The following is a 13,696-nucleotide window of genomic DNA, read 5'->3' as shown; positions in this document are numbered from 1 at the left end:
TCGGTGATGTGGGAAGCGAAGAAGATGTTCGCGAATCTGGACTGGTTCAGCGCGGTGTCGTATCACATGATGGGCGTGCCCACAGCGATGTTCACGCCGCTGTTCGTGATCGCGCGCACGGCCGGCTGGAGCGCGCACATCATCGAGCAGCGCATCGACAACAAGATCATCCGGCCGAGCGCGAATTACACCGGACCTGAGAATTTGAAGTACCTGCCGCTAAATAGGAGAAAATAGCGGTCGCTGTGCGCTTTCTGAGCGCGTGCAGTTCAACCCGCGCGGTCGCCAGGACCGGTAGCCCGCGCAATGTGTAACAGAAATTAGATAGAAAGGTTTTCTCCATGAAAAAGCTGATGATCGCTGCCGTGATTGGCGCCCTGTCCACGACGATGCTGTCCGTTTCGACCGACGCCGTCGCACAACCGGCGACCACCACGACGCCCGCTGCCAAGGCCGTCGCGAAACGCCCGCAGCCGCGCCGCCTGGTCAAGCGCAAGGAAAATCCGGCCAAGGAAGCAAAGGTCGATCCGATGCCGGAAGGCGCGGAAAAGTGGTCGTGCAAGGACGGTCTCGCTTTCGAAATGAAAGGCGACATGAAGCGTGACCAGATCGTCACGGTTCACTGGGCGAACAAAAACTACAGTCTGCCGCGCGAAGCGACCACCACGGGCGCGGACCGTTTCCACGACGCCGCAACCGGCATGGATCTCGTCGTGATCCCGACCAAGGCCATGCTGTTCCAGGACAAGGACAGCTCGCGTCTGGCCGACGAATGCAAGACGGTAGCCATGGAGCAAGGCGCGCCGGCTCCGACGCAATCGAACGCGATCAACAAGGTCAGCAACTGATCACCGCCATCAGGAAGGCCCTCCGATGTCCGCTCCGATTTCCAACGTGCGACCCGACCCGGACTCCGTCCTCGTCGATATTGTCGACTACGTTCTGGATTTTCAGATCGACAGCACGCTCGCGCTGGAAACCGCGCGTCACTGCCTGATCGATACGCTCGGCTGTGGACTCGAGGCGCTCACCTACCCGGCCTGCACCAAGCTGATGGGACCGATCGTGCCGGGCACGATCGTCCCCAACGGCGCGAAGGTGCCGGGTACGTCGTTCCAGCTGGACCCGGTTCAGGCCGCCTTCAACATCGGCGCTATGATCCGCTGGCTCGACTTCAACGACACGTGGCTCGCCGCCGAATGGGGTCATCCGTCGGATAACCTCGGCGCCATTCTCGCGACAGCCGACTGGCTCTCGCGCAGTGCCATCGCAGCGGGCAAAGCGCCGCTGATGATGAAAGACGTGCTGATCGCAATGATCAAGGCGCACGAAATTCAAGGCTGTATCGCGCTCGAAAACTCCTTCAACAAGGTCGGGCTCGATCACGTATTGCTGGTCAAGCTAGCGTCCACGGCCGTCGCTGGGCAGCTGATCGGCCTCACGCGCGACGAACTGATCAATGCGGTGTCCCAGGCGTTCGTCGACGGGCACGCGCTGCGCACGTATCGCCACGCGCCGAACACCGGTTCGCGCAAATCGTGGGCCGCGGGCGATGCGACCTCGCGCGCCGTGCGCCTCGCGCTGATTTCGAAGACCGGCGAGATGGGCTATCCGTCGGTGCTGAGCGCGAAGACGTGGGGCTTCTACGACGTGCTGTTCAAGGGCAACGCGTTCAGATTTCAGCGTCCGTACGGCTCGTACGTGATGGAGAACGTGCTGTTCAAGATCTCGTTTCCGGCCGAATTCCACGCCCAAACCGCGGTCGAAGCCGCGATCGCGCTGCACGCGCAATTGAACGCGGCGGGCAAGCATGTGGACGACATCCGCAAGATCACGATCCGCACCCACGAAGCCGCGATCCGCATCATCGACAAGAAAGGCCCGCTGAACAATCCAGCCGACCGCGATCATTGCATCCAGTACATGATCGCCGTGCCGCTGATCCACGGCCGCCTGACGGCTGCGGATTACGAAGATTCGATTGCGCAGGACGCGCGCATCGATGTGTTGCGCGCGAAGATGGAATGTGTCGAAGACGCGCAGTTCACGAAGGATTACCACGATCCGGAGAAGCGTTCGATCGCCAATGCACTGACGATCGAGTTCAACGATGGATCCAAGTTCGATGAAGTCGTAGTCGAATACCCGATCGGTCACAAGCGCCGTCGCGAGGAAGGGATTCCGTTACTGGTGGAGAAGTTCAGGACCAACCTCGCGCGGCGCTTTCCGGTCAAGCAACAACTGGCGATTCTCGACGTGTCGCTCGATCAGGCAAGGCTCGAAGCCATGCCGGTCAATGAATACGTCGATCTGTACGTCATCTAGTTCAAGTACTGTAGTTCCGCGATCAAACCAAGGAAAAGACCATGGCCCACAACCTCCACAAAACGCTCAAGGAATTCGACAGCGGTTCCGGCAAAGGCAAGTTCTACTCCCTGCCGCAACTCGGCAAGGCACTGAACATCAAGATCGACCGCCTGCCGGTTTCGATCCGTCTCGTGCTGGAATCGGTGCTGCGCAACTATGACGGCAAGAAGGTCGCAGAAGAACACATCACGCAACTGGCGAACTGGAAGCCGACCGCCGCCCGCGTCGACGAGATTCCGTTCGTCGTGGCGCGCGTCGTGCTGCAGGACTTCACCGGCGTGCCGCTGCTCGCCGACATCGCCGCGATGCGCGGTGTCGCGCAGCGCGCGGGCAAGAACCCGAAGTCCATCGAGCCGCTGGTCCCGGTCGATCTGGTCGTCGATCACTCGGTGCAGATCGATCACTTCCGTGAAAAGAACGCGCTCGACCTGAACATGAAACTGGAATTCCAGCGCAACAACGAGCGCTACCAGTTCATGAAGTGGGGCATGCAGGCATTCGACACGTTCAAGGTCGTGCCGCCGGGCGTCGGCATCGTTCACCAGGTGAACCTGGAATATCTCGCACGCGGCGTGCACAAGAAGGCTGATGGCGCGGACACGGTGTACTACCCGGACACGCTGGTCGGCACCGACAGCCATACCACGATGATCAACGGCATCGGCGTGGTGGGCTGGGGCGTCGGCGGCATCGAGGCCGAAGCCGGCATGCTCGGCCAGCCGGTGTACTTCCTGACGCCGGACGTGGTCGGCGTGAACCTGAAGGGCAAGCTGCGCGAAGGCGTGACGGCCACCGACCTGGTGCTGACCATCACCGAACTGCTGCGCAAGGAAAAGGTCGTCGGCAAGTTCGTCGAGTTCTTCGGCGAAGGCACGCGCTCGCTGTCGCTGCCGGACCGCGCAACGATCGGCAACATGGCGCCGGAATACGGCGCAACGATGGGCTTCTTCCCGGTCGACGAAAAGACCATCGACTACTTCAAGGGCACGGGCCGCACCGACGCGGAAATCTCGGCGTTCCAGAACTACTTCAAGGCGCAGGAACTGTTCGGCGTTCCGAAGGAAGGCGACATCGACTACACGAAGGTCGTCACGCTCGATCTGGGCACGGTCGCTCCGTCGCTGGCCGGTCCGAAGCGTCCGCAAGACCGTATCGAAATCGGCAATGTGAAGTCGACCTTCAGCGACCTGTTCTCGAAGCCGGTCGCGGAAAACGGCTTTGCGAAGAAGGCGGCCGATCTGGACGCGCAATACACGACGAGCAACGGCGTCGACGTGAAGAACGGCGACATCCTGATCGCCGCGATCACGTCGTGCACGAACACGTCGAACCCGAGCGTGCTGCTGGCCGCCGGCCTGCTGGCGAAGAAGGCTGTCGAAGCGGGCCTGACGGTGGCTCCGCACATCAAGACTTCGCTGGCTCCGGGATCGCGGATCGTCACCGAATACCTGACCAAGACCGACCTGCTGAAGTACCTCGACAAGCTCGGCTTCACGCTGGCCGCTTACGGTTGCACGACCTGTATCGGCAACGCGGGCGACCTGACGCCGGAACTGAACGAAGCGATCACGAAGAACGACATCGTCGCGGCAGCGGTGCTGTCGGGCAACCGTAACTTCGAAGCGCGTATTCACCCGAACATCCGCGCGAACTTCCTGGCCTCGCCGCCGCTCGTCGTCGCTTACGCGATCGCCGGCAACATCACGCGCGACCTGATGACGGAACCGGTCGGCAAGGGCAAGGGCGGCAAGGACATCTACCTGGGCGACATCTGGCCGACCAGCGAAGAAGTCAATGAGCTGCTCAAGTTCGCGCTGGACGCGGAAGCGTTCCGCAAGAACTACGCGCAGCTCACCAAGAAGGGTGACCTGTGGAGCAAGATCGAAGGCGAAGAAGGCCAGGTCTACGACTGGCCGAAGTCGACCTACATCGCCGAGCCGCCGTTCTTCGGCAAAGACTTCTCGATGACGCCGGCCGACAGCATCGCACCGGTCAAGAACGCGCGCGCACTGGGCATCTTCGGTGACTCGGTCACGACCGACCACATCAGCCCGGCAGGCTCGATCAAGGAAGACTCGCCGGCAGGCAAGTGGCTGAAGGAAAACGGCGTGCAGAAGGCCGACTTCAACAGCTACGGCTCGCGTCGCGGCAACCACGACGTGATGATGCGCGGCACGTTCGCGAACGTCCGGATCAAGAACCTGATGATCCCGGCGAAGGCAGACGGCTCGCGCGTCGAAGGCGGCCTGACGATTCACCAGCCGAGCGGCGAACAGCTGTCGATCTATGACGCAGCGATGAAGTACATCGACGCCGGCACGCCGACCGTCGTGTTCGCGGGCGAAGAGTACGGCACGGGCTCGTCGCGTGACTGGGCTGCGAAGGGCACGCAACTGCTGGGCGTGAAGGCCGTGGTCGCACGCAGCTTCGAGCGGATCCACCGTTCGAACCTGGTCGGCATGGGCGTTCTGCCGCTGCAGTTCAAGGGCTCGGATAGCGTGCAGTCGCTCGGCATCACCGGCGAAGAAACGTACGACATCGAAGGCCTGGGCGAGGACTTCAAGCCGCAACAGGAAGTGACGCTGGTGATTCGCAGCAAGGACGGCAGCGAGAAGCGCGTGCAAGTGCTGCTGCGTATCGACACGCCGATCGAAGTCGACTACTACAAGCACGGCGGGATTCTGCCGTTCGTGCTGCGTTCGCTGCTGGCTGCTTAAGCTCGGCGGTACAGCAAACGGCTTGGCTGTTTTGCAGGGGCTGCGTCCTGTGGAGGGCGCAGCCGATTTTGAAGCCCGACCTTTGGTCGGGCTTTTTTTTGCCGCTCAGTTTTGAACGCTGGGCGCGGCAAAGGCGGACGGGTTGTCGGTGATTCGGCGCTGCGTCATGTGGCTGTTCCAGTCGGTGTCGCTTGGTGCGGGCGCGCCTGTGTTTGCCCGCGAGGCGATGCTCGCGCGGTGGTGCTGCTGCCCGATGGTCCAGTCGAGCCGTGCGGCCTGGGCGATGGCGTCGCCGTCGGTGTCGTCAGGGGATGAGCGCGGGGGCCATTCGGGTTGCGTGGAGGTGACAGAACGTAGGACGGGGCGAATCGTGTGGGCTGCTGTGCGATGTTCGTCGAACTGCGATTCGACTGGACGCGTGAATGTCGATTTGTTGTTGGCGTGAGGCTTGGCCGAAAGCAGCGCTTGCAGCGACGGTTTGGACTCGCTTCGGAGCGCGGACTGCGCGACTTCAACGGACGGCCGCGCCGCTCCGGGCGACGCTTGCGACTGCGCGATCGACATCGTGGCCGTCTTATCGGCGTTACGCGTCGCCGTGGTCGTGGTCGTCAACAACCATGCGAGCGCAATGCCGCAGATCAAAAAGATCATTCCCGCCAGCATTCGATCCCCACGGGACGAATACCAGCGCGTCATTCCCATCGCGAGGTAGCGCCTGGATTCGTCCATTTGCGCATCGAAACAGGAGGAATTGTCGCGTGGCTTCGGCAGCTTGTAGAAGAAGCGGGGCTTTTGTCCCGGCGCAAACGGAATGCGACGCGCCTGGGGCGAGTTGCGCCGCGCAACCTCCCGGATCATCTGATGCGCCGCGGTGACTGCCGCCGGTTGCGGCCGACGTTGCGCCGCGTTTCGCGGCGGCCAGCGGTACACGCCGTAAGGCGGCGGCAAACCACGCAGCAACCGCGAGTTCGGCAGCGCCAGATTGCCTTGAATCAAGGCCTGCGGTCGATTCATGGCTGGGTGTTCCGATGTGCGACAGGCGTTGGTTCGAGTTGCTCGACCAGGTTCCTGGCGCGGTCGATCAACGCCTCGATCAAGCCGGTGTCATGGTCCAGGGGCGAGACACTCGCGCGGCGCAATGCCTCCATCAAACCGCGCGCGCCGACAAGCCCGACCGCGCCGCTCAATCGGTGCAGCAGGCCGCGCACATGGGTGGGATCACGCTGGCAATGCAATGCGCTAGCCAACGCGTATAGGTCGTCGTCCATCGCACGTCGCCAGCCGGTCAGGAAGACGGGAAGGTCGATGCCTTCTTCGGATAGTGCGTCCAGGTAACTTTGTTCGAAGGGTTCGGGGTCGTTGGGGTTGGTGGCTTCTGTCGATTCGCAGCGGCAAGCCCGCTCGTTCGCGATCGCTTCGCGTTGTCCAGTCGCTCGCCGTAGCGCTGCTCGCAACAGGCATGTGATCAACGCGACGACCACTGCTATCGATAGCGCCCATAACCAAGGCTGCCGTGCGATTGCCACACCCTTCGCGCGCTGTCCCGACTCGTCAACGACGACGGGTCCATTGCCATTCGAAGCAGACGCAGACGCCGCATCAAAACCGGCGCTGGTTAGCGACCCGGCGTCACGGACCGTCTGCTCGAGGTTGGTCGACATAACGTGCGCGGCCGACGCCGCTGCATGACGCGAACCATCGGCGAGCACGACTTGCGACGTGCGGCCAATTGACGGCGCCGCGTTGGCGCGTGTTGAAAACGTCCACAGCAATGCGAACGCAAAGAGCCAACCCGACAATGTCGCCGAACGGATTGCAGCCTGCCACGCGCGGTGAATATGAGGATGAGAAAGACTGTCGACGACGCGCGCCGCACGACGGCTTGCCACCGCAGAGGAACCCAGCAGGCCCATATCGTTCATAGCCCGCAAAATCAATCGATCAACTTATGCAGCGAAGCAAACTCGATCAGCGCCGCCAAAGACGAAAGACCGAGCTTTTCCTGAATACGGCTTTTGTAGGTGCTCACCGTCTTGTCGCTCACGAACAGCGCGTCGCCGATCGCCTTGTTCGACATGCCTTTCGAGAGCATCTGCAGGATCACCAGTTCCTTGTCGGACAGCAGCCTCACCCGCTCCTCTTCATCTGCCGCCGCGTTGACCGTGGGCACCATGCCGCCGGTGGCCGTCACCGGGAACACGGTATAGCCCGCGAGCACCGCCTCCACACCCCGCATGATCTCCTTCATTTCCTGCGACTTGCCGACAAAGCCGTGGACGCCGGAGCGCATCGCGCGCGGCGCGAACGTGGCGGGGTCGTGCCCCGACAGCACCAGCACGCGGATCGACGGATGCACGAGCTTGAGCCGTGGAATCACGTCGAGTCCGCTGATGCGCGGAATGTCGAGATCCAGTATTGCCAGGATCGGCATGTGTTGCCGGGCCATTTCGACGGCGGTCTGTCCGTTGTCGGCCTCGATGACTTCCTCGACACCCAGCAATTGCATGAGCTGCATCTTGATGACCATCCGGAATGCCGGGTGGTCGTCTATAACCAGAATAGTTGACATGTCGTGCCTCCCCCTTGAAACCATTCCCCGCCGCATTGGTTCTTGTCATCGCGCGGTTTGAAGTTGCGTCGAGCCTCGCGGCGCGCCGGCTCGTTTTAATTGTCGGCAGAGCGGTCCAACGAGGCTTCGTCTGCCAGCTCGATGACCACCCGGCGGTTCGGCGCAAGGCACCGTATTAACGCGTCGCGCTTCGCCTGGCGACAGTCGACCCGCTGGTTCGCACTGCCTCGACCCTGCGCAATGATCGGTAATGTCACGCCACGGGTTCGCAGATACTGCTCGACGGTCCGTGCCCGCGACGACGACAGACGCAGGTTGTAGGCGTCGTCGCCGAGGCGATCGGTGTAGCCGGTGATCTTTAGCGTGCGTGTGGCGGGCTGCTTCTTTAGATCGACTGCCAATGCATCGAGCCGCTGTTTGCCGCCGGGCAGTATCGCAACAGTGTCGGCGCCGTCGAAGCGGAACAGGGAATCGCCTCCCAGCGTAATTGCTTGCGGTGCTGGCGTTGCCTCGGACGACGCGCTCTGCTGCGCCTCTTTACATTGCAGAGCGGCCTGCGCCGACTTGCGCAAGCTCTCCCGCACTTCCGGCAAACGCTTCTCGGCGCTGGAAAAGCTGCGTATCCACGCGTCATGCCCGGCTTGCATCAGCCCGACTTCGGCGCACGCGAGCGGCGCTTGCGCCGGCGGACAGCGGAGCACCGCGGAGTCGGCCTTGATCGTGTTGATGATCTGCCACAGATCCGGGCGCACCATCGACACGGTGCGTAGTGCGGGATTGACTGCGGAGAGGGACGTGCCGCGCGCGAGGTTCATCGTGATGTAGGCCGCCTGGCCGATCGCTTCTTCGACGAAGCCCCAGTCGTCGTGCGCGTCGCGCGCCTGACTAGCGGCATTGATCCAGCATTGGGCCTTCGCGTGGAAGTAGTCGGCTTGCTCACCCGGCGTTTGATCGAGCTGCGCCTGCAACGAGTTCAGCGTGGCGCGGCTGCCCTGGATCGACGCGTAGGTGTTGATCCATTGCGGATTGACCGCGCCCGCCGCCTCGTTTTGCAGGGCGCCGATGCCGGTTTTCAGCACGCTCGCATCTTCAATGCCGAGCCGCTCACGCGCGGCATGGTCCGCGCAACCGACTAAGGCCAACGCGCACGCAAGCACCGTTAGCTGGAATTTCATGGACTGGGTGCTCCGAGCGCATCTTTCTAAAGAAGGCTCAGAGTATGCAGACCGGCGAACCCGTGGGGAATGGGACCATTCTTAGAATCGCGTCAGCGTGTTTGCCTATCAGGACGCGGGACGGGCATCGGCTGTCATCCCCGCCTGAACCCCACTCCGACTCTGCTCAAACTCTGACTGCCCGTGCCGCATTGCGTCCGCGCAGCCATTCGAGCGCGAGCAATAGAGAGGTCGAGAAGATGATCAGGATCGTGGCCAGCGCGGCGATGGTCGGGCTAATGTTCTCGCGGATGCCGGTAAACATTTGCCGCGGCAGCGTGGTTTGATCCGCGCCCGCGAGGAACAGCGTCACGACCACTTCGTCGAATGAAGTCGCGAACGCGAACAGCGCGCCCGAAATCACGCCCGGCGCGATCACCGGCAACGTGATGCGGAAAAACGTCTTGACCGGATTCGCGCCTAGCGACAGGCTCGCGCGCACCAGGTTGTAGTTGAAACCCTGCAACGTGGCGGCCACCGTCGTCACGACGAACGGCACGCCGAGCGACGCATGCGCAAGGATCAGGCCAATGTAGGTATTGGCCAGCCCCAGCGGCGCGAAGAACAGATACATGCCGACGCCGACCACCACCACCGGCACGATCATCGGCGAGATCAGGATGGCCATCAGCAGGCCTTTGCCGCGGAAGTTGGCCTTCGTCAACCCGATCGCCGCCAGCGTGCCGAGCACGGTCGCGACCACTGTCGCCGACGGCGCGACGATGAAGCTGTTCTTCGCGGCCATGCGCCACTCGTCGGACGCGATCAGGTTCTGATACCACCGCAGCGACCAGCCCGGAATCGGATACACCAGAAACGTGCTCGACGAAAACGACAGCGGCACGATCGCCAGCACGGGCAGGATCAAGTACAGCAGCGTCAGCACGACGAGCGCGCGCAACGCGAAATACCATACGCGCTCGACCAGCGACGTATGCGGTGCGAACAAGGGCTTGGCAAGTTTCATCGCAATGCGCTCCGGTCAGCCGAGGCTCAATGACGAACGCGTGAAGCGTCCATAGATCACGTACAGCACGAGCGTCGCGGCGAGCAGCAAGCCGCCGAGCGCGCACGCCATGCCCCAGTTGATCGTGACGTTGGTGAAGTACGCGACGTAGTAGCTGACCATTTGATCGTTCGGGCCGCCGAGCAATGCGGGCGTGATGTAGTAGCCGATTGCCAGAATGAACACCAGCAGCGCGCCCGCGCCGATGCCCGGATAGGTTTGCGGCACGTACACGCGCCAGAACGCGGCGAACGGGTGGCTGCCGAGCGACACCGCGGCGCGCTGATAGGTGGGCGGAATCGACTTCATCACGCTATACAGCGGCAGGATCATGAACGGCAGCAGAATGTGCGTCATCGAAATGTACACGCCGGTGCGGTTGAACAGTAGCGCAAGCGGATCGTGCAGCAGGCCGCTCGCGATCAGCGCCTTGTTCACCAGGCCTTCGCTTTGCAGAATCACGATCCACGCGGCTACGCGCACGAGGATCGATGTCCAGAACGGAATCAGCACGAGAATCATCACCAGATTCGCGCGACGCTCGGACAGTGTCGAAATCCAGTACGCGAGCGGATAGCCGAGCAGCAGCGTGAACAAGGTCACGACCGCGCCGATCACGAACGTGCGGCTGAACACCTTCAGATAGATCTGCTGATCGGGATCGGTCGGAATGATGCGGCCGAACGCGTCCTGCTTGTGATCCAGTGAAGCCAGCAGATAGAACGGCGAAAACGTGCCGGCGTTTTTCGCAATGGCCTGCCAGTACGCGATGTCGTTCCAGCGTTCGTCCACTTCGACGAACTTCGCGCGCATCTGGGCGGGCGTCAGTTGCAGGGGTTTGCTGTTGTCGTCGACGAACGGCATTGCGTGCGCGGACTTCGCGACCAGCGAGCGATAGCCTGGAATCTCCACGTTCAGACGCCGCGCTAGCGCGCCCAAGCCGTCGCTGTCGGCGACCGCGGTGAGGTCGGTGGCGAGCGCGGCGAACGCGGCATCCGGCGGCGGCGTTTTGCGGTCCCAGCCGCTCAATGCGCTGAGCGTATGCGGCAACGCGTTGGCGACTTCGGGATTCTGCGCGGCGCGGGTCAGCAGCGCGCCGATCGGCACGACGAAGATCAGCAGCAGGAAAATCGCGAGCGGTGCGATCAGCAGCAGCGCCATTGCGCGCTTTCTGGATTCCGCGGCCTTCAGTTCGCGCTTGAGCCGGCCGGTTGAATCAGACGTCGAATCGGCGGCGATCGTCATCGTGGTCACACCTGTCTCCTTTGTCGACCAGAGTTGGCGCTTTAGCGCCTACTCTGGTCCCATGCAAAGCCGTCGACCGGAGTTGGCGCTTTAGCGCCTACTCCGGTCCCATGCAAAGCTGTCGACCGGAGTTAGCGATTCACCGCTTTCTCCAGCCCCATGCATCACAAGCGCACGCCCATCGTCCCACCTGCGCGCGCGTCGCCTTCCATCGCTAAAGCGCGGCCCCGCCAACAACAAAGCCGCACCCCCACCCACTTACTTCGAAGCCCACGACGAAAATCGCTGCTCCAGTTCATCGCCATGATCGGTCCAGAACGTCAGATTCTGCAGCACCGCGTTCTTACCATTGGCCGGCGAATTCGGCAGATCCGCGAGCGTCTTCGCATCGAGCGCCTTGATCGCCGCCTCATTCACCGGACCATAGGCGATGTGATGCGCGTAATCCTGCTGCGGCTTCGGCGACAACGAATAAGCGATGTACTTCTCAGCCAGCGCCTTGTTCGGCGAGCCCTTCGGAATCGCCCAGTAGTCGAGGTCGTAGATGCTGCCGTTCCACACCACCTTGAGGTTCTTCCCTTCCCGCCGCGCCGCGTCGATCCGGCCGTTATACGCGGTGGACATCACCACGTCGCCCGCGACGAGAAACTGCGGCGGCTGCGCGCCCGCTTCCCACCACTGGATGTTCGGCTTCAGCTCGTCGAGCTTCTTGAACGCGCGGTCCTGGCCTTCCTTGGTGGCGAGCACCTTGTAGACATCCTTTGGCGGCACGCCATCGGCCATCAGCGCGAATTCGAGGTTGTAGCGCGCACCCTTGCGCATCGCGCGCTTGCCGGGGAATTTCTTCACGTCCCAGAAATCGACCCAGCCGTTCGGCGCGGTTTTCAGCTTGTCGGCGTTATACGCGAGCGCCGTCGACCACACGAAGAAGCCGGCGCCACAAGTTTGCGGAGCCTCGGGAATCAGATCCGACTTCTTGCCGATCTTCGACCAGTCGAGCTTCTCGTACAGCCCTTCATCGCAGCCACGGCCGAGATCGCCCGACTCGACTTCCACCACATCCCAGTTCACATGCTTGGCTTCGACCATCGCCTTGACTTTGGCCTGTTCGCCGTTGTATTCGACGACCGTCACCTTATTGCCGGTTTGCGACTCGAATGGCTGGTTGAACGCGGCCTTCTGCGCGTCGCTATTCGCGCCGCCGAAGTTGACGACCGTCAGTTCGGCTGCATTGACCTGCGCGGCGCCCAGCGCGAGCGCGACAGCACCGACAGCGATGGCGCAGCGCGATTTCCCGTTCTTGTTCATGGTGTGTTGCTCTCCTTTGGTGGTGTGCATCAAGCTGAGTACAGTGCGACTTGTTATGTGCTGCTGACTTGCCCTGCCTGCGTCGAACCGCTACGCGTTTCGACGCGTTCATGCCCCCGCGAACACCCGCAGATGCTCCGGCGCAAACTCCAGAGCGACCGGCGCGCCGGGCGCGAAGGTATTGAGCGCGTCGGTGCCGAGCGGCACCTTGACGAAGCACTCGTCCTGCTCCCGCACACCGCAGCGCATGCGCACGTGGTCGCCGAAATAGATCAGCCCGCGCGCTTCGCCGCTGAGCGCGTTGGCGCCGGGCCGCGCCGAACCGGTCGCGAGCTTCATGCGCTCGGGCCGTATGCAGGCGATCGCGGGCGAGCCGGCCCGCGCGCCGCCGATATTGCGCCCCGTCAAACGCGTGCCGTCGCTCAGGTGAATCTCGCAATAGTCGCCTTCGACATTCGCGATCGTGCCGCGCAGCTTGTTGCTATCACCGATGAAGTTCGCGACGAACTCGTTGCACGGCGATTCGTAGAGCCGGTCGACGGTATCAAGCTGCTGCACGATGCCTTTATCGAACACGGCGACGCGGTCGGACATGGTGAGCGCCTCGCCCTGATCGTGCGTGACGTACACGAACGTGACGCCGAGCTTCTCGTGCAATGATTTAAGTTCGTACTGCATGTGTTCGCGCAGCTGTTTGTCCAGCGCGCCGAGCGGCTCGTCCATCAGCACGAGCTTCGGTTCGAACACCAGTGCCCGCGCGAGCGCGATGCGCTGTTGCTGGCCGCCGGATAGCTGCGCCGGATAGCGCTTCGCGAAGCTCTCCATGCGGACCATTTTCAGCGCGTTGCTGGTGCGATGCGCGCGCTCTTCGGCCGAAAGCTTGCGCACCGTCAACGGATACGCGACGTTCTGCTCGACCGTCAGATGCGGGAACAGCGCGTAGTTCTGAAACACCATGCCGATGTTGCGTTTGTGCGGCGGCACGGTATTGAGCAGCGTGCCGTCGAGCCAGATTTCGCCGCCGGTGGGAAATTCGAAGCCTGCCAGCATCATCAGACAGGTGGTTTTGCCTGAGCCGGACGGTCCGAGCAGCGTCAGGAATTCGCCTTGATAGATATCCAGATCGAGCTGTTTGACGACCAGCGTTTCGCCGTCGTAGGTCTTGCGAACGCCGCGAAAGCTGACGATCACGTCATCGGTTTTCATGCCCTCGTCTCCCATGCAAAGCTGTCGACAGGAGTGCTTTAGCACTTACTCCTGTCCCATGCAA

Annotated in this window: 12 protein-coding genes; 4 read left to right on the top strand and 8 right to left on the bottom strand. The window is 62.3% G+C overall.

Annotated elements, in window-relative coordinates:
• The 4 genes from PQR02_RS21420 to acnA form a co-directional block, all read left to right on the top strand.
• Positions 1-237, top strand: a 237-nt coding sequence (locus PQR02_RS21420; RefSeq protein ID WP_408235411.1) for a citrate/2-methylcitrate synthase, incomplete at its 5' end; no start/stop codon positions are given.
• A 104-nt stretch (positions 238-341) separates the two neighbouring features.
• Complete coding sequence (locus PQR02_RS21415; protein WP_408235408.1) at positions 342-848, top strand: hypothetical protein; 507 nt, start codon at positions 342-344, stop codon at positions 846-848.
• Positions 849-873: 25 nt separating this feature from the next.
• Complete coding sequence (locus tag PQR02_RS21410; RefSeq protein WP_408235405.1) at positions 874-2,325, top strand: bifunctional 2-methylcitrate dehydratase/aconitate hydratase; 1,452 nt, start codon at positions 874-876, stop codon at positions 2,323-2,325.
• A 41-nt stretch (positions 2,326-2,366) separates the two neighbouring features.
• Positions 2,367-5,084: an aconitate hydratase AcnA gene (gene acnA / locus PQR02_RS21405; RefSeq protein WP_408235402.1), complete on the top strand. Its 2,718-nt coding sequence runs from the start codon at positions 2,367-2,369 to the stop codon at positions 5,082-5,084.
• A 105-nt stretch (positions 5,085-5,189) separates the two neighbouring features.
• Here the strand turns inward: acnA and PQR02_RS21400 are convergent, their stop codons facing one another.
• The 8 genes from PQR02_RS21400 to PQR02_RS21365 form a co-directional block, all read right to left on the bottom strand.
• Positions 5,190-6,098, bottom strand: a complete 909-nt coding sequence (locus PQR02_RS21400; RefSeq protein ID WP_408235399.1) for a hypothetical protein — start codon at positions 6,096-6,098, stop codon at positions 5,190-5,192.
• Complete coding sequence (locus PQR02_RS21395) at positions 6,095-7,006, bottom strand: hypothetical protein (RefSeq protein WP_408235396.1); 912 nt, start codon at positions 7,004-7,006, stop codon at positions 6,095-6,097. The genes PQR02_RS21400 and PQR02_RS21395 overlap by 4 nt, the downstream gene beginning before the upstream one ends.
• Before the next feature lie 11 nt (positions 7,007-7,017).
• Positions 7,018-7,653, bottom strand: a complete 636-nt coding sequence (locus PQR02_RS21390) for a response regulator (RefSeq protein ID WP_408235393.1) — start codon at positions 7,651-7,653, stop codon at positions 7,018-7,020.
• Positions 7,654-7,748: 95 nt separating this feature from the next.
• A complete protein-coding gene (locus tag PQR02_RS21385) occupies positions 7,749-8,828 on the bottom strand; it encodes an OmpA family protein (RefSeq protein WP_408235390.1) in 1,080 nt (359 codons plus the stop codon).
• Between the two features lie 166 nt (positions 8,829-8,994).
• Positions 8,995-9,834, bottom strand: a complete 840-nt coding sequence (locus PQR02_RS21380; protein ID WP_408235387.1) for an ABC transporter permease — start codon at positions 9,832-9,834, stop codon at positions 8,995-8,997.
• A 15-nt stretch (positions 9,835-9,849) separates the two neighbouring features.
• The gene (locus PQR02_RS21375; protein ID WP_408235423.1) at positions 9,850-11,118 is read right to left on the bottom strand and encodes an ABC transporter permease; all 1,269 of its coding nucleotides are present in this window, start codon (positions 11,116-11,118) and stop codon (positions 9,850-9,852) included.
• A gap of 258 nt (positions 11,119-11,376) precedes the next feature.
• Complete coding sequence (locus PQR02_RS21370; RefSeq protein WP_408235384.1) at positions 11,377-12,426, bottom strand: ABC transporter substrate-binding protein; 1,050 nt, start codon at positions 12,424-12,426, stop codon at positions 11,377-11,379.
• Between the two features lie 108 nt (positions 12,427-12,534).
• Complete coding sequence (locus PQR02_RS21365; RefSeq protein WP_408235381.1) at positions 12,535-13,632, bottom strand: ABC transporter ATP-binding protein; 1,098 nt, start codon at positions 13,630-13,632, stop codon at positions 12,535-12,537.
• Positions 13,633-13,696 lie beyond the last annotated feature (64 nt).

Source organism: Paraburkholderia sediminicola (assembly GCF_046026895.1).
Taxonomy (GTDB): Bacteria; Pseudomonadota; Gammaproteobacteria; order Burkholderiales; family Burkholderiaceae; genus Paraburkholderia; species Paraburkholderia sediminicola_C.
The sequence above is the reverse complement of the archived record's forward strand: the minus strand, read 5'-3'. Positions and strand labels throughout refer to the sequence as shown.